The sequence below is a fragment of the Halomonas sp. LMYGS-3 genome, from assembly GCF_059509875.1.
In genome coordinates, this window is the sequence record NZ_JCAKFQ010000019.1 from 1 (window position 1) to 25,923 (window position 25,923).

Annotated in this window: 24 protein-coding genes; 13 read left to right on the top strand and 11 right to left on the bottom strand. The window is 59.0% G+C overall.

Annotation, left to right across the window (positions count from 1 at the left end; all coding sequences use genetic code 11):
* Window positions 1-174 precede the first annotated feature (174 nt).
* The 5 genes from AC5W54_RS15945 to AC5W54_RS15965 form a co-directional block, all read right to left on the bottom strand.
* A complete protein-coding gene (locus tag AC5W54_RS15945) occupies window positions 175-1,128 on the bottom strand; it encodes an NAD-dependent epimerase/dehydratase family protein (protein ID WP_495963079.1) in 954 nt (317 codons plus the stop codon).
* A 42-nt stretch (window positions 1,129-1,170) separates the two neighbouring features.
* The gene (locus AC5W54_RS15950) at window positions 1,171-2,463 is read right to left on the bottom strand and encodes a TRAP transporter large permease (protein WP_495963080.1); all 1,293 of its coding nucleotides are present in this window, start codon (window positions 2,461-2,463) and stop codon (window positions 1,171-1,173) included.
* Between the two features lie 2 nt (window positions 2,464-2,465).
* Window positions 2,466-2,978, bottom strand: coding sequence for a TRAP transporter small permease (locus tag AC5W54_RS15955; RefSeq protein WP_495963081.1), 513 nt, complete (start codon window positions 2,976-2,978; stop codon window positions 2,466-2,468).
* A 77-nt stretch (window positions 2,979-3,055) separates the two neighbouring features.
* Window positions 3,056-4,030: a TRAP transporter substrate-binding protein gene (locus AC5W54_RS15960; protein ID WP_495963082.1), complete on the bottom strand. Its 975-nt coding sequence runs from the start codon at window positions 4,028-4,030 to the stop codon at window positions 3,056-3,058.
* Between the two features lie 46 nt (window positions 4,031-4,076).
* Window positions 4,077-4,256 carry a hypothetical protein gene (locus AC5W54_RS15965; RefSeq protein WP_495963083.1) on the bottom strand — a complete coding sequence of 60 codons (180 nt, stop codon included), beginning with the start codon at window positions 4,254-4,256 and terminating at the stop codon, window positions 4,077-4,079.
* 139 nt (window positions 4,257-4,395) lie between these two features.
* Here AC5W54_RS15965 and AC5W54_RS15970 point away from each other — a divergent pair, with 139 nt between their 5' ends.
* The gene (locus AC5W54_RS15970) at window positions 4,396-5,442 is read left to right on the top strand and encodes a LacI family DNA-binding transcriptional regulator (RefSeq protein WP_495963084.1); all 1,047 of its coding nucleotides are present in this window, start codon (window positions 4,396-4,398) and stop codon (window positions 5,440-5,442) included.
* Between the two features lie 268 nt (window positions 5,443-5,710).
* Window positions 5,711-6,412, top strand: a complete 702-nt coding sequence (gene nanR, locus AC5W54_RS15975) for a transcriptional regulator NanR (protein WP_495963085.1) — start codon at window positions 5,711-5,713, stop codon at window positions 6,410-6,412.
* Window positions 6,413-6,883: 471 nt separating this feature from the next.
* Here the strand turns inward: nanR and AC5W54_RS15980 are convergent, their stop codons facing one another.
* The 4 genes from AC5W54_RS15980 to AC5W54_RS15995 form a co-directional block, all read right to left on the bottom strand.
* Entirely contained in the window at window positions 6,884-7,738 is an 855-nt protein-coding gene (locus tag AC5W54_RS15980; protein ID WP_495963086.1) for an HpcH/HpaI aldolase/citrate lyase family protein, read from the bottom strand.
* 14 nt (window positions 7,739-7,752) lie between these two features.
* Window positions 7,753-8,958, bottom strand: a complete 1,206-nt coding sequence (locus AC5W54_RS15985; protein ID WP_495963087.1) for a CaiB/BaiF CoA transferase family protein — start codon at window positions 8,956-8,958, stop codon at window positions 7,753-7,755.
* 223 nt (window positions 8,959-9,181) lie between these two features.
* Entirely contained in the window at window positions 9,182-10,177 is a 996-nt protein-coding gene (locus AC5W54_RS15990; protein ID WP_495963088.1) for an aldo/keto reductase, read from the bottom strand.
* Window positions 10,178-10,196: 19 nt separating this feature from the next.
* On the bottom strand, window positions 10,197-11,081 hold the full coding sequence (locus AC5W54_RS15995; RefSeq protein ID WP_495963089.1) for a beta-keto acid cleavage family enzyme: 885 nt from the start codon (window positions 11,079-11,081) through the stop codon (window positions 10,197-10,199).
* A 266-nt stretch (window positions 11,082-11,347) separates the two neighbouring features.
* On the opposite strand from AC5W54_RS15995, the gene AC5W54_RS16000 reads away from it, so the two are divergent.
* The 6 genes from AC5W54_RS16000 to AC5W54_RS16025 all read left to right on the top strand — a co-directional run bounded on the left by AC5W54_RS16000 (window position 11,348) and on the right by AC5W54_RS16025 (window position 17,343).
* Window positions 11,348-12,199 (top strand): phosphogluconate dehydrogenase C-terminal domain-containing protein, encoded by an 852-nt coding sequence (locus tag AC5W54_RS16000; protein ID WP_495963090.1) that lies wholly within the window; start codon window positions 11,348-11,350, stop codon window positions 12,197-12,199.
* 135 nt (window positions 12,200-12,334) lie between these two features.
* Window positions 12,335-13,444: a TRAP transporter substrate-binding protein DctP gene (dctP, locus tag AC5W54_RS16005; RefSeq protein ID WP_495963091.1), complete on the top strand. Its 1,110-nt coding sequence runs from the start codon at window positions 12,335-12,337 to the stop codon at window positions 13,442-13,444.
* Window positions 13,445-13,555: 111 nt separating this feature from the next.
* On the top strand, window positions 13,556-14,116 hold the full coding sequence (locus AC5W54_RS16010; protein ID WP_495963092.1) for a TRAP transporter small permease subunit: 561 nt from the start codon (window positions 13,556-13,558) through the stop codon (window positions 14,114-14,116).
* Between the two features lie 6 nt (window positions 14,117-14,122).
* Window positions 14,123-15,418 (top strand): TRAP transporter large permease, encoded by a 1,296-nt coding sequence (locus AC5W54_RS16015; protein ID WP_495963093.1) that lies wholly within the window; start codon window positions 14,123-14,125, stop codon window positions 15,416-15,418.
* A 124-nt stretch (window positions 15,419-15,542) separates the two neighbouring features.
* Window positions 15,543-16,883: a four-carbon acid sugar kinase family protein gene (locus AC5W54_RS16020; RefSeq protein WP_495963094.1), complete on the top strand. Its 1,341-nt coding sequence runs from the start codon at window positions 15,543-15,545 to the stop codon at window positions 16,881-16,883.
* 64 nt (window positions 16,884-16,947) lie between these two features.
* Window positions 16,948-17,343: a hypothetical protein gene (locus AC5W54_RS16025; RefSeq protein WP_495963095.1), complete on the top strand. Its 396-nt coding sequence runs from the start codon at window positions 16,948-16,950 to the stop codon at window positions 17,341-17,343.
* A 135-nt stretch (window positions 17,344-17,478) separates the two neighbouring features.
* Here the strand turns inward: AC5W54_RS16025 and AC5W54_RS16030 are convergent, their stop codons facing one another.
* Entirely contained in the window at window positions 17,479-18,747 is a 1,269-nt protein-coding gene (locus AC5W54_RS16030) for a ribulose-bisphosphate carboxylase large subunit family protein (RefSeq protein ID WP_495963096.1), read from the bottom strand.
* A gap of 99 nt (window positions 18,748-18,846) precedes the next feature.
* Window positions 18,847-19,725 carry an alpha/beta fold hydrolase gene (locus tag AC5W54_RS16035; RefSeq protein ID WP_495963097.1) on the bottom strand — a complete coding sequence of 293 codons (879 nt, stop codon included), beginning with the start codon at window positions 19,723-19,725 and terminating at the stop codon, window positions 18,847-18,849.
* 252 nt (window positions 19,726-19,977) lie between these two features.
* On the opposite strand from AC5W54_RS16035, the gene ilvD reads away from it, so the two are divergent.
* The 5 genes from ilvD to AC5W54_RS16060 all read left to right on the top strand — a co-directional run bounded on the left by ilvD (window position 19,978) and on the right by AC5W54_RS16060 (window position 25,887).
* On the top strand, window positions 19,978-21,726 hold the full coding sequence (ilvD, locus tag AC5W54_RS16040) for a dihydroxy-acid dehydratase (RefSeq protein ID WP_495963098.1): 1,749 nt from the start codon (window positions 19,978-19,980) through the stop codon (window positions 21,724-21,726).
* Window positions 21,727-21,731: 5 nt separating this feature from the next.
* Complete coding sequence (locus AC5W54_RS16045) at window positions 21,732-22,073, top strand: EthD family reductase (protein ID WP_495963099.1); 342 nt, start codon at window positions 21,732-21,734, stop codon at window positions 22,071-22,073.
* A gap of 57 nt (window positions 22,074-22,130) precedes the next feature.
* Window positions 22,131-23,030 (top strand): Rossmann-like and DUF2520 domain-containing protein, encoded by a 900-nt coding sequence (locus AC5W54_RS16050; RefSeq protein WP_495963100.1) that lies wholly within the window; start codon window positions 22,131-22,133, stop codon window positions 23,028-23,030.
* Window positions 23,031-23,158: 128 nt separating this feature from the next.
* Window positions 23,159-24,250 (top strand): NAD-dependent epimerase, encoded by a 1,092-nt coding sequence (locus AC5W54_RS16055; RefSeq protein ID WP_495963101.1) that lies wholly within the window; start codon window positions 23,159-23,161, stop codon window positions 24,248-24,250.
* A 542-nt stretch (window positions 24,251-24,792) separates the two neighbouring features.
* Complete coding sequence (locus AC5W54_RS16060; RefSeq protein ID WP_495963148.1) at window positions 24,793-25,887, top strand: polysaccharide export protein; 1,095 nt, start codon at window positions 24,793-24,795, stop codon at window positions 25,885-25,887.
* Window positions 25,888-25,923 lie beyond the last annotated feature (36 nt).

Sequence of the window (25,923 nt, forward strand, 5' to 3'; positions counted from 1 at the left end):
GCCAAGGGCCATCAAACGGCGCCCCCGGCCCCACCGGTTATTGAAAACGCATCGCCACCAAGCGCGTGAGGAAATCCAACGCTACGGACATCCGAAAAAGCTTAAGTAAGTGCCATTCGGGTCTGACCCCCGGGGCTTGCCGGGCTTGGCAGGCGTCGGTGTGCCCCCCTCCGGTCATCGGGGGGCGGCTTTCAGCCATTGCCAGTAGTCCTGGAGGCCGTCGCGGATATCCGTGAAGCGGGGGGTGAAGCCGAGTTCCCGCTGGGCCAGCGAGATATCCAGCGGTGCCCCCCTGACCACGAACGGGCCCGGGCCGAGCTGGACGTTGGCGCGGTGGCCGATGATGTCGGCGACGTGGTCGACGAGCTGCAGATGGTCGACGGTCACGCCGCTGGAGATGTTGAAGTTGCGGTGGGTGACGCTCTCCTTCTCGAACAGCTTGACGATCCCGGCCGCCGTGTCGTGGACATGGGTCCAGTCCAGGGCCTGCTCGGCGCCGTTGGGGGCCTGGATGTCGTCGAGCCCTTCCAGCGGACCGAACAGTGCCTGGTAGACCAGGTGCATGTGCGAGGGGCGCTTGCCGGGACCGTAGACGAAGAACAGCCGCGCGTTGCGCACGTCCATGCTGTAGGTGTCGCTGTACTGCAGGCCGTAGAGTTCACCAGAGATCTTGGTGGCACCGTAGAGGTCGGTTGCCTTGTAGGGGGTCGCTTCGCTCTGGGGGCCGGGGGCATCGCCGTAGACGGCGCCAGAGCTCATGTTGACGACCTTGTCGATGCCCAGGATCCGGCAGATCTCGAGCACATTCAGGGTGCCGGTGGCGTTGATCGAGATGTGCTTGAAGGGGCGTTGCTGGAAGTGCGGGCCGGCGATGACCGAGACCCCGTGGATCACCCCTTCGAGGTCGTCGCGATGACGCAGCAGGAGCTCGAACATGCTGTGATAGTCGAGCACGTCGACGCTTTCCAGTACCAGCCGGTCGCGCACCTCCTCCAGGTAGTCGAGCCCCAGCCGGTCGAAATGGTTAGCGGCCATGTCGCAGAGGATGACCTGCTTGCCTTGCTTGGCCAGTTGGTAGGCCACCCAGGAGCCGACGTGGCCGAGCCCCCCCGTGATCAGAACGGACATGATGTGAATCTCCTCGGTTGTCTCGGACAGGCGTTGACTGTCCTAGTTGAGTACCAGGTCGGGCAGGAACATGACGATTGCCGGAAAACAGATGATGATCAGCAGTACCACGACCAGCGGGATGTAGAACGGCATGGTTTCCCGTACCAGGCCCGCGAAGGACATGCCGGTGATCTTCTGGATGGTGAACAGCACGGTGCCGACCGGGGGCGTGATCAGGCCGATCATCAGGGTGAAGATCATCACTACCCCGAAGTGCACGGGGTCGATGCCGTACTGGATGACCACGGGCACCAGCAACGGGGTGAGCAGGAACAGCGCCGGCACCGAGTCGATGAACAGCCCGATCAGCAGGATGAACAAGGCCAGCAGCAGCAGCAGGGCGAGCGGGTCGGTCACCGTGGCCAGCAGGAAGTCGGCCACCAGGGAGGTGACCTGGTAGCGGGCCAGCACCCAGCTGTAGAGGGCACTGCCGGCGATGATGAACAGCAGGGCCGCGGTGTCGATGGCGGTGGCGCGCAGGATGTCGAGGAACTCGCGGAAGCTGATCGAGCGATAGACCAGGAACGAGATGATCATGCAGTAGAGCAGGGCGACCACCGAGGCCTCGGTGGGGGTGAACACGCCCGACAGGATACCGACGATGATGATCAGGGGGGTGAGCATCGGCAGCAGGCCGCGGGTGATGGCGCGGGTGAAGTCGCTCAGGCGCGCCCTGGCTCGGGTGGGGAAGCCGCGGCGATGGGAGATGATGGCGACCATCACCATCAGGCCCAGCCCCATGAACAGCCCGGGGATGATCGAGGCCAGGAAGATCGCGGCGATCGAGGCATTGGCCAGCGCCCCGTAGATGACCGCGGGGATGCTGGGCGGAATGATCGGGCCGATGGTCGCCGAGCTGGCAGTGACCGCGGCACTGAAGCCGGTCGGGTAGCCGTCGTCTTCCATGGCCTTGATCTCGAGCGCCCCCAGCCCGCCGGCGTCGGCGACCGCCGAGCCCGACATCCCGGCGAACAGCATGCTGGCGACGACGTTGACGTGCCCCAGTCCCCCCTTGAAGTGGCCGACCATGGTGCGCGCGACATCGAAGACGCGATCCGAGATGCCGGCGCTGTTCATCAGCCGTCCGATGAGCAAGAAGGCGGGAATGGCCAGCAGGGTAAAACTGTTGACCCCATAGAGGGTGCGCTGGGAGATCATTTCCATGGGAATGGCATCGAAGCCCCGGGTGTAGCCCAGCACCAGCGCCGAGGAGGCGATCATGGCGAAGGCCACGGGAACGCCGATCATCAGCAGGACGATCAGGCCGACGAACATGATGACGAAGACTTCCATGGTCAATCACTCCTGCCGTTTTCGGTGGTTGGGGGGCCGCCAGCGATTCGCCGGTAGAGGTCACCGAGCAGCAACCCGATCATCAGCAGCGCGGAAATCAACTGGATGAGGTAGATGTAGGAAAAGCTCAGGCGGAAGGTGCTGGCCATGATGCCGGCCGTGCGGTCCATCATGTTCCAGGCGCCGACCACCAGCATCAGCAGCACCAGCACGCAGATCACGTCCGCTACGCTGGCGGCGATGTTGCGCAGCGACGGACTCAGGATGTCGGTGACGATGGTGATGCGGATATGCTCCTGATAGCGCAGCGCGAGCACGGAGCCCAGGAAGATCTCGGCCAGGAACAGGTAGCGTGAGGCCTCGTCGGTCCAGGACACCGCGATGCCCAGGGCGTAGCGCGAGATGACCTGTACGGCCATGATGACCAGCATCAGGGCGAAGGCGGTCATGACGATACCGGTCAGCAATCGCCAGAACAGGTCGAGGGCACGAGTAATGCGTTCCGCGGTGTTCACGGGCGCCTCCGAGGGATGTGGTTAGCAGTGGTGAGGAGGGGGCGATCCGCCGGTGGCCCGGCGGATCGCCCTGCCGTTCATTCGACCAATGACAGGACGTAGTCGCGTACCGCGGGGTGGTAGCTTTCGGCGATCTCGCGGATGGCGGGCTCGGCGGCGCTGCGGAAGGCGTCCACGTCCGGCTCGACGACCGTCATGCCGAGCTCCTGGAGCTGCGCGTAGAGGTCGGCCTGACCATCGGCGACCATCTTGTTACCCCAGGTGGTGGCCTCCTCGATGGCGCCGAGGATGATCTCGCGGTCGTCGTCGGAAAGGCCCTGGTAGAAGTCTTCGTTCATCAGCCAGTGGAAGAAGGAGTAGACGTGCTCGGTGCGGTTGACGTGGCTCTGGACCTCGTAGATCTTGCCGGCATGGATCAGGTCGACCGGGTTTTCCTGCATCTCGATCACCCCGGTCTGCAGCGAGGTGTAGACCTCGGGCCAGGCGATGGGGCTGGGCAGGGCGCCGATCTCTTCCCAGATCTGGAGCCAGGGCGCGATCTCGGGAACACGCATGCGTACGCCCTCGACGTCCGCCGGTGCCTCGACCGCGAAGTTGGAGGTCAGGTTGCGCGGGTTGCGCGCGGAAAGCCCGACCAGGCGCATGTTGCCATTGGTAACCAACCGCTCGTTGATCAACTCGCCGGTTTCCCCTTCGTAGACCTCCCTGGCCTCCCCGCTGGAGCCGTAGACGAACGGCAGATCAGCAGCGGCGAACTCCTCGGCATAGAGGGTCATGGGCATCGAGCCCCCCAGGGCGATGGCATATTCGCCGTAACTGGCCCCTTCGAGGTGGTCGCGCTCCCCGCCGACCTCGGTGCCCAGCAGGGTGACGGAAAAGGCGCCGTTGGTCTGTTCCTCGATACTCTCCTTGAGACGCTCGCCGACCTTGAACATGGCGTGCGAGGGCTCGACGTGGATGGCGATGGCCAGTTCCTCGGCCGAGGCATTTGCCGCGGTGGCGAGGGAGGCGAGACCGGCGAGGACGATGCCGCTTGCGGTTATTGTCTTCATGTTGAATACCCCTGTGCGGTTCGAGATTGGGTGGCGTGTCGGTGTTTCATCCTGAAAACGGGCTTCGAAAGGCCCGCAGCGCGACGGCGAGGTCGGGTTCCTGTCTGGCGTGTTCTTCCAGCGTCACGCCACTGGCCGTGGCGGTCTGGTCGGGGGCGAGTGGCGTCTCGATGCGATAGCGGGCACTGAACCGGGACATGCCCAGCGGGGGCCGGGTGGTGGCCATGTGCGTGCTCCTGCCGGGGTGAACCCGGTCGACGTTGTTGTTTGAGGAAAGCTAGCACGAGTTGTTTGGTAGCGCTACCATAATGTCCAGGGCGTGTAGACTGACGGCGACACGGCGAGGAGCGGATGAGGAGCAGGGCATGACGACAGAGAAGTCGGGCATCCGGGAGCGACGCCGTCATCGCGGCGACGATCGGGTGACCATCGAGGACGTGGCGAGGCAGGCCGAAGTGGCGCCGATCACGGTGTCGCGGGCCTTGAATACCCCCGAGAAGGTGTCGCCCAGGCTGCGCGAGCGCATCGAGCGCGCGGTGAACGCCCTGGGCTATGTACCGAACCTGATCGCCGGAGGGCTGGCGTCGGCGGGCACGCGGATGATCCCGGTGGTGGTGCCGTCGCTGTCGATCCTGACGTTCATCGAGGTGATACACGGTATCCAGCGGACCCTGGAGGCGGCCGGCTACCAGGTGCTGCTGGGCTCGACCGACTACGACCTGGACCGCGAGGCGGCGCTGATCGATTCGGTGCTGGGCTATTCGCCCTCGGGGGTGATCATGACCGGCCTGCAACACCGCGACAGCGCCGTGAAGCGACTCAAGGCCTGGCAGCGCCCGGTGGTCGAGATCATGGAGCTGGGCGACGCCTGCATCGACATGAACGTGGGCGTGGAGAACACCGAGGCCGGCGCCTGCATGGCCCGGCACCTGCTGGCGCGCGGCTATCGCCGGATCGCCTTCCTGGGCGCCGGGATGACCCGCGACTACCGGGCCCGGCAGCGCTACGAGGGGCATTGCCGGGCGCTGGCGGCGGCGGGGGTGGAGAGCGAGGTGCTGTTCCATCGCGAGGAGCCCTCGTCGTACGAGGCGGGGCGGCGTGTCTTCCGCGAGGCGCTGGCGGCGCGCCCCGATCTCGAGGCGCTCCATTTCGCCAACGACAACCTGGCCGCCGGGGCGATCCTGGAAGCCAACCGGCGTGGCATTCGGGTCCCGGAGGAGATCGCCATCGGCGGGTATCTGGGGCTGTCGCTCGGCGAACACCTGACCCCGCGCCTGACCACGGTGGCGGTGCCGCGCTTCGAGATGGGGGTCGAGGCGGCCAGGCTGCTGCTGGCGCGTCTGGAAGGCCGGGTGCCGCCCTCGCCGCGGATCGACATCGGTTTCGAGTTGACCGTGCGCGAGAGTACCTGAGCCTGCAGCTGCAGGGGGCTCTGGTAAACCCCTTACCGTGTGCTGATGGTTTGGTGGGGGTGACGCCGTGCCAGGGTGTTCCACGACGCCGTTAGCCAATCAGCGAGGATGTCACGATACCCAAGTGGTTGTCCTCAATGACCATAGGCATGAATACAGGTTGATACGGGAGGTCATCAAGATGTATGATGACATCATGAGTGACAGGATTCACTGAATCTCCTTTCCTCGCTGTTCGATCCCGGTGATCACGAGGCCCCTAGGAACGATGGATAAAGAACCAATACGAAGACGAAAGCTGTCACACGAGGTGCTGGACAGGTTGCTTGCGAGGCTGCGCAACGGCGACTTTCCCGTTGGCACTACCCTGCCCTCTGAGCGCGAGCTGATGGAGCAGTTCGCCGTCGGGCGGCCCGCTGTCCGGGAGGCGTTGCAGGCCTTGGAGCGCATGGGATTCATCAAGATCGTACATGGTGAAGGGGCACTTGTGACACCGATGTCGGCAGCTACCGTTCTGGGGCAAATCTCGGATGCTGCCATGTATATGCTGTCGAGTTCGAAGCCCCTGCTCGAAGATCTCAAGGAGGCACGAGTATTCTTTGAAGTCGGTATGGTGCGTATTGCGGCTGAACAGGCATCGGATGAAGAGATTGCTGTGCTGAGAGACACGCTGGAACAGCACCGTGCCAGCATAGACAGTCCGGAAAAATTCCACGAGACGGATATGGCATTACATCGTGCCATAGCGGCGATATCTCACAATCGTATTTACTCAGCCGTATCTCAGGCGATGTTGGAGTGGCTTGAGAGTTTTCACGCTGATTTGGTGTGGAACCCAGGTGCTGAAGAAATGGTGCTCGCAGAGCATGAAGAAATCGTAGAGCGTATTGCGGCTCATGACCCCGATGGAGCCGAAGAGAAAATAATCCAACACTTAACGCGAGCCAACCAGCGCTATAACATAGAGTAAGAAAATTTCGAGTCACCATGATGCAGTCTTACCCATTAAGATACCGTAAAGATTGACGGTCATCCGCATCTGCTTGGCTGCGGGCGAGTTTGGGACTGTGGATTGGGATACATCCGAAGGTCATGTATCCTAGCACTCTGAAAATTCCTGATACCATATCCAACGCATCGACCAGGTTGGTCGTCATTGACACGCAATAATCAAGCTCCTTATACGACGTCAACTACTAGTGATTGTTTTTCAGCGAACCTGATGATTGAGGAGCCGGATGCGTCAGTCGCGCATGTCCAGATCTGTGGGGAGGCGGGCCGAGCGATCGCCCGCCCGGTCTATCCGCCCCGGCCATGTTGCATCACGAGAAGTTGTCGAGAATGTTCTTTTACGAGTTGTAATGGCGAAAAATGTAATCGGCGAAGTATGTGTAATGGTTGTCGATAATACTGGTGGTTGCAACGATGTCTTCCAGGGTTTCTAGTTTTCTCCTGTTGTAGTTTGGGAAAAGCAAGATATATCAGCTGCCAGAGAAAGAATGTGTCGAGCCCGTGCAATAACTGGGGCATCAATCATCTCGCCATCAAGATAAAAAACACCTTTCTCTTTTCTGGAGCTATCCATGACTCGTCTAGCCCAGCAAAGCTCAGTTTCATCGGGCATGAAAGCATGATGAATCGGTGCCAGTTGCTTTGGGTGTATACACAGCATGCCAGCAAATCCCATTTCACGAGCATGAGTGGCTGCTAATCTTACTGCGTCTGTATCCTCAATACTTGGATGAACACTGTCTATTGGTGGTTTAAGGCCAGACACGCGACTCTGGATGAGTAGCTGATAGCGACAATGATCAAGGATCAGCTGCGCTCCGGGAGTTCCGGTAACAAGGCCTAGATCTGCACACATGTCAAGCGCTCCAAAGACCAGGCGTTCCACACCAGAAACGTATACTATGGTTGATAAAGAGGTCAGGCCGCGAGCAGTTTCAATCAGGGGCCAAACAGGTTTTTTGCATCTTGCTAAAAGTTCCAGTGCTTGGCAACTTTCTGCCTTGGGAACCATAATGGCTGAAATACCATTATGTTTCATGCAAAGTGACAAGTCCTCTTTGAAATGTGAAGAGCCATGAGCATTGACTCTGACGATCACTCTGGCTTCCGGGTTCTGTGCCAAGAAAACGTTCAGGCATTCACGCGCTGAGTCCTTTTCTTCCTCTGCAACGGCATCCTCGAGATCGATGATCACTGTATCAGCCTTGCTTTTCAGAGCTTTGGGTATACGGTCCGGGCGCGATGCTGGCACAAATAACAGGGATCTTGTAAGGGAGGGTGTCATGATAAGCTCCATGATCAAATGGCACCGATGTCCTGCAACCGTTGAATGTCGTGGTCGCTGTAACCTAACCCGGCGAGGATTGACGCATTGTGCTGGCCGAGCGACGGCACAGCTTTCATCTGGGGTGTATAGGAGTTATTGTTTCCTGGTGGGAGCAGGGCGGGAATTTCGCCAACCGGACTCTTAACCCTTGCCCAGCGACCGCGGGCCTCGAGCTGAGGGTGTTTCCACACACTATGCATATCGTTGACATGAGCGTTGGCAATTTGTGCCTCATCCAGGCGCAGGATCACTTCATCGGCGGTGAGATTGGAGAATGCTTGGTGGATCAGGTCACCAAGAGCATTGCGATTGGCCGAGCGATTGGAATTCGTCGAGAACCGTGCATCTTGGATCAGTTCAGGTTGCATGAGTATTCGTTCGCAGAAAACCTTCCATTCACGTTCGTTCTGCAGGCCCAACATCACGGAGCGGCCGTCTCCTGTTGTGAAAGGCCCGTAAGGATAGATGGTGGCATGCGATGCACCAGCACGAGGTGGCTGCTCAGCCCCTTGATAGGAGTAGTACATAGGGTAACCCATCCACTCCACAAGGCTTTCGAACATCGAAATATCGATATTGCTGCCCTCGCCTGTACGCTCACGAAAGAGTAAGGCTGAAAGGATGCTGCTGTAAGCATACATGCCCGCAGAAATATCGGCAATTGATGCTCCGGCCTTAGCCATTCCCCCTTCTTCGGGAGACCCGGTTACCGAAAGGAACCCACTTTCGCTCTGTATCAGCAGGTCATAAGCCTTCTTCTTCCAGTACGGTCCCCCTTCACCATACCCCGAGATGTTACAGACGATGAGTTTAGGAAAATGTTTGTGGAGGGCCTCAAATGAGAGACCAATTCGTTCGGCAGCTCCTGGTGCCAAGTTTTGCACCAATACATCGGCTTCCAACAAAAGCTTGTCAAGAATATCGCAGGCCTCGGGGGTCTTGAGATTCAGCGTTAGACTCTCCTTTGAACGGTTTGTCCAAACGAAGTGCGAAGACAATCCATTGACTCTCTCATCATAGCCACGCGCGAAATCACCCACGTAAGGGCGCTCTATCTTGATGACTCTGGCACCTAGGTCAGCCAATTGCCGAGTACAGAATGGAGCAGCGATGGCATGCTCAAGACTAATTATTGTGATGCCATCCAAGGGTCGCTGAGAAGATGCTTTATCAATCATTAGAGACTCCTGGTGATTAGTGATTCATGCAGTAGAGCGATATGGTGCCTCTAACGCACACCAAGCTCTCTGGCATGGAGTGATCGGGCGATCTTTCCCACGGCTTTTCCCTGCTCTGGCTGCTACCCGAATGTTGTCGGTAGCTGCTCTGTGATCTGGAGCCGGTCATTTAACGGGACAGAACTTGTGGGCATCTGGTCGTGGGTGTTGACAATCTTATTTACTACTGGTGGTCCAATACGCGATGAGGTTGGTAGGGGTCTTCGAGTCGCTGGATTACCTCCTCGGAAAGTTCCAGCTCAAGGGTCTGAAATGCTTCTTCGAGGTGGTGAGTCTGGGTGGCACCGATGATGGGTGAGGTGACCGCGCTCTTGGCCAGCACCCAGGCCAAGGCCACCTGCATCGTGGGTTTGCCCAGTTCCCGAGCCACTTCGGCGAGGCGATCGGCCACTGCGAAATCCTCGGGTTGGTAATACATCTGTTGCGATATGGGGTCCCCCTTGGCGCGAGCCGTTGCTCCGCCGCCCTCGCGGTGGCGGTTGCCTGCGAGAAAACCACGTGCCAGCGGTGACCAGGGAATGACACCGATTCCCCTGTCCTGACAGAAGGGCAGCATTTCACGCTCTTCCTCGCGGTAGATCAGGTTGTATTGCGGTTGCATGGAAACAAAGCTTGTCCAGCCGTGGTGCTCGGCAGTGTAAAGGGCCTTGGCGAACTGCCAGGTATGCATCGAGGAGGCTCCGGTGTAGAGGGCCTTGCCGGCGCGGACGACGTCGTTCAGGGCCTCCAGTGTTTCCTCTATGGGTGTCTGATAATCCCAGCGGTGAAGCTGATAGAGGTCTACGTGGTCGGTGCCCAGGCGTTTCAGGCTGGCATCGATGGAGGCCATGATGTGCTTGCGCGATAGTCCACCGCTGTTGGGAGCCTCCCCCGTCGGGAAGTAGACCTTGGTGGCGATCACCACCTCGTCGCGACGAGCAAAATCGCGAATGGCTCGTCCCAGCACCTCCTCGCTGTTACCAAACGCGTAGCTGTCGGCAGTATCGAAGAAATTGATGCCGCCCTCGAGAGCTCGCTTGATGAACAGCCGGCTCGCCTCTTCATCCAGCGTCCAGCTACCATGGCGATAGTCCGAGGCCGGCGCCTGCCCGTAGCTCATGCAACCAAGGCATAAGCGAGATACTTTAAGACCGGTGCGGCCCAGGTTGACGTATTGCATATTGAAGCTCCCAAGTTGCTCAGTTTCCCTGGAGTGCAGCCCGAATTTCTGCGGTGCTGGCGACGTGGCTACCGGCATGTTCGATGTGTCTGACGGCTCTATCAGTCAGGGTGGTGTTTCCGTACGAGCAACCGAACGGAGCGTCTTCCAGTCCAACCCTGATATGACCACGCCGTGCCACGGCAGCCTCGATCAGAGGCTCAATATCGACAGCCAGCCCCGCAATCATCCAGTGGGCTTGGGGCGCCACCTGTTCCAGGAGCCTGAGGTAGGCGTCCATGGCCCAGTCAGTCGGCGGAAAACCGAAGGTGATCTGATCCGAGAACATCAAGCGGTAGACTGGTGTCGGTGAGCCGGGATAGGCCGAGTGCAAGGCCGCCCCGAGTCGCGCGAAGCCGGGTTCGTAAATGGCGTACGAGGGGACGATCCCGTATTTCTCGGCCAGCTCCAGGCCGTATCGCACATGGGATTCCGGGTTGGTGTATACGAACCCCAACTTGCCATCAGGAATGTCAGCATAGTGTGTGATGTTCGTGGAGCCAGGATCCACGGTCGCCCACTCAATGAGTCCCGCCCGTGCCAGCTTCTCCACGGCCTCGAAGCGCTGGGCGGGAGATAGCATGGATGGAGCATCAACGCTGCCTGCGAAGGGTAACGTTGGGTAACAGATCACATCCCTCAGCGAGCGGATGCGTTCGATGATAGGCGCGTAAATCTCGTAATCGTCCCGTTGCCGGCCACTTACAGGGTCATAGGCGTGAAAATGCACAATCGAGGCGCCCGCATCGGCACAGGCGATGGCGTCTTCCACGATCTCGTCGGCCGTGATCGGGATCTTGGGCTGCCGTTCCCGTGACCAAGGCCCGTTGAGCGCGATCTCCAACCAGACGGCTGTGTTGTTCATCTTTGTTCTCCTCTTCGCTTTCGGTGGTTATCCATCAGTTGAGCCTGGTAGTGCCCACCTTGTCGTGCCCTTGGTCGGCTCCGCCTGCCAAGCGCCCCTTGACGTGCGAGAGATGATGTGCCAATCTCATCACACGTGCACTCATTATACCTCTACACCAGAACGTATGGCAACGCCACTGCAACATGACGCTCAAGGGGCGAAGGCCGTCTGGCTCGGCTCAGAGCGCACCGAATCAGGGCACAACACAAGGAGTAGGACTCACGATGACCAAGATTGCGCTACTCGGCGCCGGCGGAAAGATGGGGATGCGACTTGCCCGGAACCTTCGGGGGACGAGCTACAGCGTCGATCATGTCGAGATATCGGAAGAGGGGCGTCAACGCCTGGCCGAAACCATGGGCCTCCATTGCGTTGAGCAGGCCGAGGCGCTCGCCAATTCCGATGTAGTCATCATGGCTGTCCCGGATAGCCTCATCGGCAAGATCGCTCACACTTTCGTTGACCACCTGCGACCCAATACGGCCGTCATCATGCTCGATGCAGCCGCCCCTTATGCAGGCGAGCTTCCACAGCGTTCCGATATTACTTACTTCATCACGCATCCGTGCCATCCACCGATATTCAACGATGAGACAGAGGAAGAGGCTCGGAATGATTTCTTCGGTGGTATAAAGGCAAAACAGCACATCGTGTGTGCGCTGATGCAGGGACCTGAGGAGCACTATGCCCTTTGTGAGGATATTGCAAGAACCATCTTCAAGCCTGTCATGCGCTCCCATCGATGTACCTTGGAGAACTTGGCCTACCTGGAGCCGGCACTATCCGAAACCGTCGGAGCAACACTGTGCCTGGCACTTCGAGATGCCAGAGATGAGGCCGTTCGGAGGGGAGTTCCAGAGCAGGCTGCAACGGACTTTATCCTTGGTCATCTCAACGTTGAGTTGGCCATTGCCTTCGAAATATTCCCAGAAGGACGGTTCTCTGATGGTGCGCTTTATGCCATATCCCAAGCTAAATCAAAGATATTCCGTGATGGATGGCTAGGCGAGGTTTTTTCACCTGACGAAGTCAGGAAGACCGTGCATGAAATATGCAATCCACCAACGACAGTGTAGCTAAATGATGTCGTCTGTTACGAAAAGATCTGGAGGTAATATAATGGAAAGTGTTTTATGGATGACGTTCTTCACATGACGGGTATGTGATGAAACCATGATGTAATATTAGAATAATCAAGATAGACATTATCCATGATAAGAGGTGACATTATGTCATGCAACGACAACAAAACCATGGTTATGGATCGCAACGTGAAACGGCGCCAGGTACTACTTGGTGGCCTGGCAGCCGCCGGAGGGGTTGCGGCCACCGCCACTGGCATCGGTGCACCGATGGTGGCACGAGCCGACCAGACATTTTCGTGGAGAATGCAGACGCACTACCCCGCGGGTTCACCAGCGGGGCAAGCCTTCGAGCGTTTCATCAGCAATGTGGAGGCCATGTCTGGTGGGCGTCTAAAGATTCAAGGCTTCACAAGCTCATCGGTCGTAAATATTCAAGAAACGTTAAGTTCGGCGAGAGACGGGATTATTGATGCCGACATGTCATGGGCCGGTTACGCGGCCGGTATAGACCCGGCCTTTCAATGGTTCGGTGACGTGAATGGAGGATATGATCAGCCGGAGCACGTGCAATACTGGCTGGATTACGGAGGGGGTCGCGAGCTGGCAGACGAGATATATCATGCTCATGACATGCACCTGGTGGGTTTCTGGGGGACCTTGCCCGAGTCCCTGGTTTCAACCGTTCCCATCCCCGATCCCGCTTCACTCAAAGGGATCAAGCTGCGCTGTCCGCCTGGCCTGCAGAGTGATGTCATGACGGCGTGGGATATGGAGCCGGTGGTGATGGACTTCGGTGAGGTATTCACTGCACTGGACACTGGGATAGTGACGGCTGCCGATGCAACCGAACTCCGAGTCAACCAGAGCATTGGACTGTATGAGGTAGCGAAGCATGCCACTTATCCTGGCTGGCATGCCATGCCGTTCGTTCAGCTCGCCGTTAACAGAAGGCGCTGGGAAGAGTTGCCGGCAGATTTGAAGCGTATCGTTGAGCTTGCACTTCGGCGGGCCGCTCACGAGCGTGTCGTCGAGGATCGAACGCTTGATGAAATCGCCGTTGCTGACTTGACAGCGAATGAGGGCGTGACGTTCTATCAGTGGTCCCAGGAAGATGTCATAAAGCTGCGTGATTTGGCGCGCCCGGCTTGGGAGGCGTGGGCGGATAGGTCCAACGCATCGCGGAAAGTCTACGATAGTCATATGGCGTTCATGAAGAAACTTGGGTTGATTGCCTGACCAATCCGAAGGTCGTTTGCCTGACCCGCATGGTCAGGCAAACGATTTGTGATGTATTCGTGTCATGTTGGCGTGGTGACATTGAGTTTCGTATACCATAGGAGCACCGTCATGAACGGTAGTGTTGAAAATGAGGGAAATAATGATGACGGAGTTACCCTCAATCCAATCGATCGATTTTCGATAGCCGTCTCTCGTGTGGCGATGTTCCTTGTGCTCGTGATCGTTGCTATCACTGGCTATGAAATCATCATGCGTTATGTTTTTTCGACAACCATGATATGGACGAAAGAGATTTCCGTTTGGCTGGGTGCCATCAGTTATGTCCTTGCGGGGCTGTATGCCATGCAAAAGCGTGCGCATATCGCCATTACACTACTGCACGATATAATGCCGCCAAGAGTGAAGTTTGTGCTCGATCTCGTAAAGCTGGCTGTTATTCTCGTATTTGCATACAGCATTATAGTCGGGGCTGGACCCTTTGCCTGGGCATCACTCATGCGCTGGGAAACTACTGGTACGACATGGGGAGCTCCAGTTCCCGCAACGATAAAGCCCTTGATAATTTTGACGGTTGCTCTGATTGCGGTTCAGGCGATAGCTAATACCGTGTCTGATATCAGAAATGGGCCGTCGAGACGGGCCGATGAAAAGATCACCAAGGTGGATTGACTCTCTATGGATATAGGCACTCTTTCCGTTATTATTGTTCTCAGTATCCTCGTTCTTCTGGCAGTAGGTGTTCCGCTGGTATTTTCTGCCGGTATCGTCGGGGTGGTGCTCGGGTACTATATGTTTGGAGCACCCGGGCTGAACCTGATGATGCAGAGAATGTACGGGTTCAGTATTGAGTATTTGCTGTTATCTGTTCCGTTGTTCTTGTTTATGGCTGCCTTGGTTGAAAAAAGCGGAATAGCGCGAGAGATATATGATGCCATTGAGGCGTGGCTGGGTGGTTTTCGTGGCGGTGTACTCATTGTCACTGCGGTGATGGGCACGGTGATGGCCGCGATGAGCGGTATCATAGGCGGAGAGATTGTACTGCTGGGCCTAGTAGCACTACCGCAGATGCTAAGGCTCGGCTATGACAAGCGGTTGGCCGTGGGCACGACCTGCGCTGCCGGTTCGCTGGGCACCATGCTGCCGCCATCGATCGTTCTCATCATTTATGGTCTGGTGGCCGGGACATCGATCAGCAAACTTTTCATTGCTGCCATCATTCCGGGCCTGATTTTGGCGTCCTGCTATATTCTCTACATAACGCTCAGTTGCCATTTTCGGCCGGAGTTGGCACCCGACAACACTCAACACCGGCTCAGCTTTCATGATAAAATCAGGGCTTCAAAGGGGCTGGTTGCACCAGTTATTCTTATTACGATTATTCTGGGCTCGATCTACGGTGGTGTCACCTCCATTACCGAGGCAGCGTCGATGGGGGTGCTGGGTATCCTCATGATCATGGCATTGCGGCGTGAGCTGAAATGGGTTCGGTTGAAAGGGGCTCTTGAACAGACTTTTCTCTCGTTGGGGGTCATCGTATGGGTGAGTTTCGGTGCCACAATGTTGACCGGGATTTACAACCTGGCAGGTGGGCCGTCATTTATTGCGCATTCTATCATTGATCTCGGTGTTTCTCCGATTGTCACTATCATGGTGATGCTGCTTCTCTTTCTGGTTCTTGGGATGTTCATTGACTGGATAGGGATATTGCTGCTGGCCATGCCAGTGCTGGTTCCAGTGGTAACGCAATTGGGGTATGATCCTATCTGGTTCGGTATCCTGTTTTGCTTGACGATGCAGACATCTTATTTGTCCCCTCCCTTCGGGCCAGCGGCATTTTACTTGAAAAGCGTAGCCCCGCCGGATATTACGATCGTAGAGATTTTTCGGAGCTTCTTGCCTTTTATTACGATTCAATTGTTGGTGCTCGGCCTTGTGCTTTACTTTCCGCAGCTGACATTAATATTAACATAGTTTAAACCAGATTTCTCGAGGTCTAATCCTTTTCTTCCTCGAGGATGTAAAATATTTAATACCTGAGTTGGCCCCGTGTTGGCAGGTAGGCTGGCGGCGCGGCGGAAAAACGGAGACTGGAGTTATGACTCGACTGCTCGCGGCATTCTATGGGGACGATTTTACGGGTTCTGCGGAAAATCTGGCACAGTTTCGTAGGCATGGTTTGCGTTGCCGGCTCTACTTCTCTGTGGATGGTCTGATGGATGTCGTCGATAGCGTGGCCAACGAGCTCGATGTCGTGGGTATCGCCGGGACCGCCCGGGCACTTTCGCCCGACGACATGACGGCGGAAGTGGAACCTGCGTTTTCACTCATGAAACGTCTCGATCCCCTTGTGCTACAATACAAGATCTGCTCGACATTCGATTCTTCGCCTACGGTAGGTAGCCTGGGGCGGGTCATGGCGCTTGCGCGACGGCAGTGGCCTGACTGTACCCTGCCGGTCTTCCCCGCGACGCCCGCTTTCGGTCGTTACACGGCCTTTGCCACTCATTTCACTCGGGTCAACGGCGATATCTGCCGACTGGATCGGAACCCCGCCATGGCGAACCACCCCTCCACACCGATGCATGAGTCCGACTTGCGTCGTCATCTGGCCGAGCAGACCGATCTGCAGGCAGGTGCTGTCATGCTGACGGATTATCTGGCTGGGGACGGAGGGCGACAACGCTTGCAGGATGAGCTCGATCGAGGCGGCTTTGCCATTTTGGATGCCGTGGATGATGCTCAAGTGCTGCATGTTGCTCGCCTGGTCGAAAACCTGTCGGAAACCCATCCGACGGTGGCCATTGCGGCGCAGGGGTTAGCCGATGGGTTGGGCCGTCTCTGGACCGAGGCACCCGAGGATCGTGCCGCCGATAGCGTGCAGGAGAGCTTTCAGGGGGTCGACCGGTTGCTCGTGCTCTCCGGAAGCTGTGCGCCCCAGACGCAGGGGCAGCTCAATGCCATGGAGGCGGCCGGTGCCACGATCATACAACTGGTACCCGAAGCGGCGGTTGCCGATCCCGAGCTGGCGGCAGAGGAAATTCTCGTCGAGGTGCGATCGGCTCTCTCCGAAGGCCGGGACGTTGCCGTCGCTACCACTCGGCGGGCCGAGGAGATCACCGGGAGTCTCAGTGGTGATGGGCTCGCTCGTGCTATCGGGGCGGTCTTCGCGCGCGTTGCCCGGGCGGTCCGGGTTGAGCTGGGCCTGCAGCGCATCGTGTTCGCCGGCGGAGATACTTCAAGTTATTCCATGCGCCAGATCGAGGCCGATGCTCTGGAGATCGCCGTGTTCGACGGGCAACGTAGCGGACACATCTGCCGCTTGATCTCGACGGATCCGTCACTAAACGGTCTCGAAGTCGTACTCAAGGGTGGGCAGGTGGCTGGAGATGATTTCTTTCTGAGAGCTAAAGCCGGTAGCGAGAGTGAGTACAGGTAAACCGAGGCCGCACACATTCTGTTGGCATCGCATGCCAGCCGTTCAGCACGTAATGAGGTGAAATATGCTCAAGACACAGGTTCAAGAGGGTAAGGGTGGTCGCGTTATCCTGATGGATTCGATCACGAAGGTGGCACCCGAAGATGCAGGCGCCATCGTTGTCTCGGCGTCACACGGCGGGGCGAGTTCGGGAGAATTTGCGCTCGAAGTTCCGCTGAAGGTCGTATTCTTCAATGATGCCGGAGTTGGTAAGGATAATGCCGGTATCGTCTCGCTCGACATGCTCCAGGAGAAAGGCGTGGCTGCGGGGACCATTGCACACACCAGCGGTCGTATTGGCGATGCCAACGACATGTGGGTGAACGGCGAGATTTCCCATGTCAACGCGGCCGCTCGTGCCCTGGGTCTCGAGCCTGGCTTCAAGCTGCGGGCCGCCCTGACCGAGTTGATTTCGCGCTAAGACCGGTCCCTGTGTGACTCCGTCCGTGAGATTCCCACGGGCGGAATCCTTGCCGGTTGTGCGGCGTAGCGCAGTCACCTTTGTCGAGGCCGCCCCAACGGCCTCGCTGACACCCAGGATATGATGTCGAACAGATCAGCGCCCGAAGGTCTCCAGCGCCCGGGAAAGCGCCGGATGGGTGTTGGCATACTGCTCGAGTGACTCACCCGCCACGGCGGCTTCCCACCCTTCGCGGACACTCCTGACGCCGGCACCGATGCCATCGGGATGCGCGAGAATGCCCCCGCCGCACGTATAGATGAGGTCGGTACTGCCGAGTGCCTGGTAGGTTGCCGGGGCCTGGCGTGCCGATTGACCGGACGAGAATACCGGCATCACGACACAGGTCCTGTCGTCCATGTCGAACATCGGGGTGAGGCACTCTTTGGCCGAGGCGATCACGCTGTCATCGGGCTCGCAGAATTTATTGGCGAGTCCATTCACGTGCATGTGGTCTGCACCTGCCAGTCGCCAGAACTTTTGCCAGGCAATATAGCTCACCCCGATGGCGGGAGAGCGCGAATAGAGCCCCCAGCCATTGCGATGGCCATGGATGGGCAGCTCCGAGGTACGACGCAGGGCGCACAGACCGGCCAGCCCGATGCTATGCAGGCTCACCATGATGCAGGTGCCGCCCAGGTCCCTGACCAGGTCGTGCCGAGCGCGCATCTCATCGATTTCTCCGGTGACGTTGAACGCGTACATGACTTTCTTGCCGGTTCTTTCGGCGTGAGCGTTGATCACCTGCATCACGGCATGGGCGCGTTCGGCAAACGGGCAGTGCGGGCCATCTGCCTGGAGTTCGTCGTCCTTGATGAAGTCGATCCCGGCCTCCACGAGTTCGCGGACGGTGTCAGCAGTCTGGGCGGGTGACAGTCCGACCGAGGGCTTGATGATGGTGCCGATCAAGGGGCGGGCATGGACCTTGGTCAGCCCGCGCGTGCCCTCGATACCAAAGGCCGGACCGGGATAGGCTCTGGCGAAGGCGTCCGGCATCGACACGTCGAGGAGGCGAAGGCCCGAGAACTGCCGCAGTTCGAAGAGGTTGCCGGCAACAGTGGCCAGCAGGTTGGGTAGCGACGGCCCCATGTTGGCCAGCGGCCAGGAGAGCTTGACGGCAGCCCTGCGCCACCTGGGGGTGGGGTCGCCCTTGGGCACACCTGCGCCAGGCAGCGCCGGTTGCGTCACGCTATCCAGTTCGGTCACTTGCTCCACGACTGCCGCGGTGCTGGTCTTCAGCGCCTCGCTTTCACCGGGTACGGGAAGGAAGGTCCCCGAGGACTGCTCGCCTGCCATGGCCGCTGCGGCGTCTTCCAGGGGAAAGGCGGTTTCTATCCAGTAATCGGCGTAAATTCGGTCGCTCACGGAATACTTCCTCGATGATGTTGGCATTGCCTGAGGTACGTGGTCAGGCGCGTGTGTCACCCGATGTCGTGTACCGCATCGGGGCGAGGTTCTAGCCTGTCACGCCTTAAAGAAGGTGCGCAGCTCAGCCAGGGTCTCGTCGGGGCATTCCTCCGGCAGGTAGTGACCGCAATCCAGTGCTCGACCCTGCACATCGGTAGCCCAGTCGCGCCACACAGCGAGTACGTCGTACCAGCCTTCGAGAGCACCTTTGGCGCCCCAGAGGACCAGCAAAGGACAGCTCAGGCGATGGCCCTGCCTGCGGTCCTCGGCGTCGTGCTCGATATCGATGGAGGCGCCGGCGCGATAGTCCTCGCAGATGGCATGCAGGGTGTGTGGATCGCAGAAGCAGCGTAAATATTCCTCTACCGCTTCCGGCGCGAAGGGATCGGGCGAGCCGGTACCGCCCGCCGTGTGCCACCGCCAGTAATACTCGGGGGCGCCACCGATGAGCCGCTCCGGGAGGTCATGGGGTTGTGCCAGGAAGAACCAGTGGTAGTAACCGAGGCCGAATTGCATGTCCGCACGCCAGAACGCCTCGGAAGTCGGCACGATGTCCAGCACGGCGAGCTTGAGTACGCGCTCCGGGTAATCGAGTGCCATGCGGTACCCGCATCGCCCGCCGCGATCGTGCCCGGCGACGAAGAATGACTCGAAGCCGAGCTGACGCATGACCTCGACCTGGTCGCGAGCCATGGCGCGCTTGGAGTAGGGTGCGTGCTCGGCATCGGAAGGGGGCTTCGAACTCTCGCCGTAGCCGCGGAGGTCGGTGACGACAACACTGAACTCCTCGGCGAGCCGTGGTGCAATCCGGTGCCACATGGCCTGCGTCTGGGGGTTGCCGTGCAAGAGCAGCAAGGGGGGGCCGCTGCCACCATGGCGGACCCTGATGGTCGCCTCGCCGGTATCAATCATGCTCAGGTGAAAACCATCGAACATTCGTTCCTCCTGCCTGTCAGCCGCTCGGCCAACGAATCGCCCTCACGGGTGTTGACGCGTTAGCTTCGCCATGATAGATAATGATTATACATCAGCTCATCATACCTGTTGCAGAACTAACTATAGCGATGTTTCCGCGGCGATGCCACCAGGCGTTCACTGCCCCAGGTGGAACTCGATGATGCGACTGCGTGATGGGTCGTGATCGCCGCTAGATGTCACGGGAGTGGCGATACCAGGCGGAGAGTGACCATGACGTTCGACATGCGACACAAGAGCCGTGTGCTGCTCGAGGGACCCGACAGGGCGCCGGCACGGGCGATGATGAAGGGAGCGGGGTTCACTGATGAGGACTTGGCACGGCCTCAGATCGGTGTTGCGCACTGCTGGATCGGCACCATGCCCTGCAACGGGAACCACCGGGCGCTTGCCGAGAAGGTGATGGCGGGCATACGCGCCGCAGGCGGCACGCCGATCGAGGTAAATACCATCGCGATCAACGATGCCATCACCACGGGTACTGATGGCATGAGAGCCTCGCTCGTCAGCCGCGAGGTGATTGCGGATTCCGTGGAGCTGGTGGCACGGGGACACATGTTCGATGGCCTCGTCACCATTTCGGGCTGTGACAAGACTATCCCGGCGATGGCCATGGTGCTGGGACGATTGAATCTTCCTGGCCTGACACTCTATAGCGGCTCGATCCTGTCTGGCCATTGCACCGGCAAGACGGGAGTGTTTCGTGACCGTCGCCTGACCATTCAGGACGTCTTCGAAGCTGTCGGCGCCTACAACGCCGGCAGGATTTCTCATGAGGAACTCAAGGATGTCGAGGACCATGCCTGTCCGGGTGCCGGCGCCTGCGGTGGACAGTTCACTGCCAACACCATGGCGGGGGCCTACGAGATGTTGGGCCTGTCGCCAGTCAACTGGAATGGTATCCCTGCGATGGACCCTCGCAAGGAGACGGTGGCCGTGGAGTGCGGAAAGCTGGTCATGGAGCTGGTTCGCCAGGGGACGACGCCACGCTCTCTGGTTACGCGCCGGAGCTTCGAGAATGCCATTACGGGGGTGATGGCCACTGGAGGGTCGACCAACGCCGTCCTGCACCTGTTGGCCACGGCGCGGGATTTCGGTGTTCCCTTGACGGTGGACGATTTCGACGCGATCTCACGCAGAACCCCTGTCGTTGCAGATCTCAAGCCGTGGGGGACCTATACCGCCCCGGACATGTACCGGGCCGGGGGCATGGCGGTGGTCGGCAAGCGACTGCAGGAGGCCGGACTGCTGCATGCCGAGGAGCGGACCGTCAGCGGCCTTACCATTGGCCAGCAGGTCGAGGAAGCCGTGGAGCCCGCGGAGCAGGATGTCATCAAGCCGCTCGCTCGGCCACTCAAGCAGGAGGGTGGGATTGCGATCCTGCGTGGCAACCTGGCGCCTGGTGGGTGTGTGATCAAGCTGTCGGGCCAGGAAAAGGGATTCCACCAGGGGCCGGCACGTGTCTTCGAGAACGGTGAGAGTGCCTTCCTCGACATAAAGGCCGGGGCGATCGAGCCCAATGATGTGATCATCATCCGTAATGCCGGGCCGAAGGGAGCACCCGGCATGCCCGAGATGCTCCACGTCACGGCAGCTCTGCAGGGCTCCGGTCTGGGTGAGACCGTCGCTCTGGTCACGGATGGACGCTTCTCCGGCGCGACCCATGGCTTCGTGATCGGTCATGTCGTGCCCGAGGCGGCACAGGGGGGACCGCTCGCCGCCATTGTCGATGGCGATGTCGTGACCATCGACGTGAACAGCCGGCGTCTCGATGTCGATGTGGAGCCCGGCGAAATGCGTGAGCGTCTCGCCAACTGGAAGGCCTCGGAGCCACTCTACAGGACTGGAGTGTTCGCAAAGTACATTCAACTCGTGGCCGATGCGTCACAGGGGGCCGTGACAGGGCCCGTGACGGAAATGGATGGACCGAGTTCCTTATCATCTCTTTGTAAACAGGAATGAAGAATATGCAGAAGACCTACACCAAGCGCATTGGTCTCGTTCGCAGGAAGGAAAGCCTCACCCATGAGCAATTCGTCGAGCACTGGTTGAGCGTTCACGCGGACCTGTGCATGCGATTGCCCGGCCTACGGAACTATTCCGTAAATTTGATCGACCGTGAACGATTTCCCGGGTTTGGCTATGACGGCTTTTCGGAACTTTGGTTTGACTCTGAGCAGGCCCTTCAAGCAGCTCTCGAAAGTCCGGAGGGACGGACTCTATTGGCCGATCTTCCGAACTTCGTCGAGAGTATTGATCCTCTGGTTACGGAAGAGCATCGAATGCTATGGCCAGAGGTTACGATGTGATGATGCGATTTCAGGCTGTGAAGCATATGCCCGCAGACAACGGGCGTGAGGGGCACAATGAGTGACACTTCATCGCGACTCGAAGCGTGTCGTATTGGGTTCATTGGCGCAGGGCGACTCGGGTCCGCTTTGGCCTGGAGCTTCGCACGGCGAGGGTGTCGGGTGACCGCCGTGGCGTCCCGCTCATTCATAGCGGCCGAGACGCTTGCAGAACCGATTCCGGGCTGCCGGGCAGTGCGTTGTGCCCAGGAGGTGGCGGATACCTGTGATCTCGTCTTTATCACGACGCCGGATGGGGCGATCGAGTCCACGGTCGAGCAGGGGCGATGGCGACCGGGCATGGCGGTCGTCCATTGTAGCGGGGCGACGGAAGTCATGGCACTGGGCAGTGCGGCAACACAGGGAGCGATGATCGGAGGGTTCCACCCGATGCAGACCTTCGGTGATCCAGAGGCGGCGGTAACGTCTCTGCCGGGGTGCACCATAACGATAGAAGCGGAAGAACCGCTGAACGCGCTGCTTGTTTCGCTTGCCGAGTGTCTCGAATGTCGCGTCAACAGGCTCCCGGTTGGTGCCCGAGGCCGTTATCATGCGGCGGCTGGCTATGGATCACAGTTCATCAATGTGCTGCTGAGTGAGGCCACGAAGATCTGGCAGTCTTGGGGAGGTGAGGAGGAGGATGCGGTGAAGGCGCTTATCCCCATGATCCAGGGTACGCTAATGTCCATCGAGCGCTCGGGTGTGGTTGCTGGAATGCCCGGCCCAGTCTCTCGAGGGGATGTCGAGTCGGTCGCAAAACATGTGGCTGGGCTGCGGGAGCTGGATGAGGAGATTCTCGGCCTATACAGTGAACTCTGTCGACGCACCATCCCCATGGCTGAGAAGCGAGGCGGCATCGACAGCGAGACCGCGGCGCGGTTAGAGCGCCTGCTCGAAGGCGCTTGCCGTAAGACGTGATACTCGATGCCTTTTCTGCACGCGGGGCATGATGCAAATCACCTACCGGCTTGAGGGCTTTTGGTGCCACGTCCCGGTGCCACGAGCGTTACCTTCGAATACATTCCATTGCAAATGGAGTGTATGCGATGATCACTCTCGTGACCGGTGCCGCCGGCTTCATCGGCTTCCATGTGTCGCGCGCGCTCTGCCGGCGTGGCGAGACGGTGGTGGGCCTCGATAATCTCAACGACTACTACGACCCGGCCTTGAAGGAGGCGCGGCTGGCGGTGCTGACCGACCAGCCGGGCTTCCATTTCGAGCGGCTGGACCTGGCCGATCGCGCGGGCATGGAGGCGCTGTTTGCTGCCTGGCGGCCGAAGCGGGTCATCCACCTGGCGGCCCAGGCCGGTGTGCGGTATTCGCTGGAGAATCCCCACGCCTATGTCGACAGCAACCTGGTGGGGTTTCTGCATGTGCTGGAGGGGTGTCGTACCCATGGGGTGGCGCACCTGACCTACGCCTCGTCGAGTTCGGTATATGGCGGTAACGTGCGCACCCCCTTCGCGGTGGAGGACCGGGTCGACCATCCGTTGAGCCTCTATGCGGCAACCAAGAAGGCCAACGAGCTGATGGCGCATGCCTACAGCCACCTCTACGAGCTGCCGACCACCGGGCTGCGCTTCTTCACTGTCTACGGGCCCTGGGGGCGACCGGACATGGCGCTGTTCACCTTTACCCGCAAGATCCTCGCCGGCGAGCCCATCGAGGTGTTCAACCACGGCCACCATCGGCGTGACTTCACCTATATCGACGATATCGTCGAGGGCGTGCTGCGGGTGCATGATCAATCGCCGATGAGCGACCCGGCATGGCAGGCGAGGGCGGCGGAGGGCGACACCCCGGCGGCCAGCAGCTCGGCGCCGTGGCGGCTCTACAACATCGGCAACCAGACCCCGGTGCCGCTGATCCGCTATATCGAAGTGCTCGAGCAGTGCCTGGGCCGCCAGGCCGAGAAGCGCATGCTGCCCCGTCAGCCCGGCGACGCCCTGGATACCCACGCCGATGTCTCGGCCCTGCAGCAGGCGGTGGGGTACCGCCCCTCGACCTCCATCGAGGTGGGGGTGGGGCGCTTCGTGGAGTGGTACCGGGCCTTCTATGACGTTCCTGTCGAGGCGTCGCTCGGGGGAGAGCCCCTCGTGCCGGCCAACGGGATGCTGTTCCAGGCGCTGGGGAAATGAGCATTTCTCCCTGCCTGGGGCATGCCGCTCTTCCATTAGCGTCCGTTGATTACCGAATCCGATGATCAAACGACAGCGCCGAGGCCAAGGCCGCGGCGCTGTCGTTTGGTCATGTATCAGCCAAGGAGATGAGATTCCTCAGCTTGGAGATTCAGGTAATGGCCATTAAAAAACATTGTTCTTTAACTCTATATCTCAGCGTGGTACGGCCAGCAAAATAGGAATGTGTATTTTCTGTAACTATGTAAGCTGAATGTATCGACCAGATCCCTATGACCTGAAAAATGTTGATCTTCTCGTGGAGGCAAAGGGGGGGGAGCTCTGCACCTCACGAGAAGTCGTCGCTATTGGTCGATGGAGTCGTACAGAGAAAGATGATAAGGGCCTCGGATAGCTGCCAGTGAAATCCGGGGCGGTAGCGTGTCAAGGGAACAATCTGTGGGAGAAACGAGATGGTGCCGCTAACAGATACTCAGGCCTACAGAGCCGATACTGGGACTGATGGCCATGTCGACAGTGTCGCAAGGCCGTTGCGCCTGGTGATGTTGCTCTCGCTGGTATTGGTGATGTCGGTCACCGCCGGTTGTGCGATGGCACCGGGTGGGCATATCAATGAAAAAAAGCTCGAGGAATCCCTGGACTCTCAGGTCGATATCATGGAGATAACGCCGGAGATGGTGATGGGAATGCGTATGGAAGAGGCGTCGCTCGCACGACCGACACCGGAGCCACTGCGCAGCCAACTGCGGGATTACGAATATCGCATCGGCCCGGGAGATATTCTCAGCGTGATTGTCTATGACCATCCGGAATTGACCATTCCTGCCGGAAGCGATCGACCCGCTTCGGAGACCGGCAACAGGGTGCGTCCCGATGGCACGATCTTCTATCCCTATGTTGGCAGGGTGCGAGTCGCTGGCATGACACTTGAAGAGGTGCGTGGTCTATTGACTCGTCGGCTGTCGAATGTGATCACCGACCCTCAAGTGGAAATCGGTATGGGGGCTTTCCACTCCCAGAAAGTTCATGTCAGCGGGGCGGTGAAGTCTCCCGGTACCTATCCGTTGACCATCGTACCCATGACGGTACTGGATGCCGTAAGCCAGGCGGGCGGTGCCACGGACAAGGCCAATTGGCACAATATTATTCTCACCCGCGAGGGCCGAGAGGAGAGAATCTCCCTCTATGCCATGCTGCGTCAGGGAGACATGACCCAGAATCGCCTCCTGCGCGATGGCGACCTTCTGCACGTACCGACCACCGAGAATCAGAACGTGGTGGTGCTGGGGCAGGTCTTGAAGCCGGGTGCCATTCCGCTGGGCAATGAGCGACTCAGCTTGACTGATGCTTTGGCACGCGCCGGTGGCGTCAACGAGAGTCGAGCCCAGCCTTCCGGTATCTTCATCGTGCGGGGAAATCCTCCGGAAAGCGAAAAACTGGCCACGGTCTACCAACTCGATATCAGCGATGCGACGCGCCTGATGCTGGGTACACGATTCCCGCTCCAGCCCCAGGACGTCGTCTATGTCACCTCAGCACCGCTGGCACGCTGGAACAACGTGATCTCTCTGTTGATCCCGTCCGTAACCCTGCCGGGTGACGTAGCGAGATCTGCCGATAACCTCGGCGATCTCTAATATAATATTGTTTCGTCACTGTGAGTTGAGAGGCTC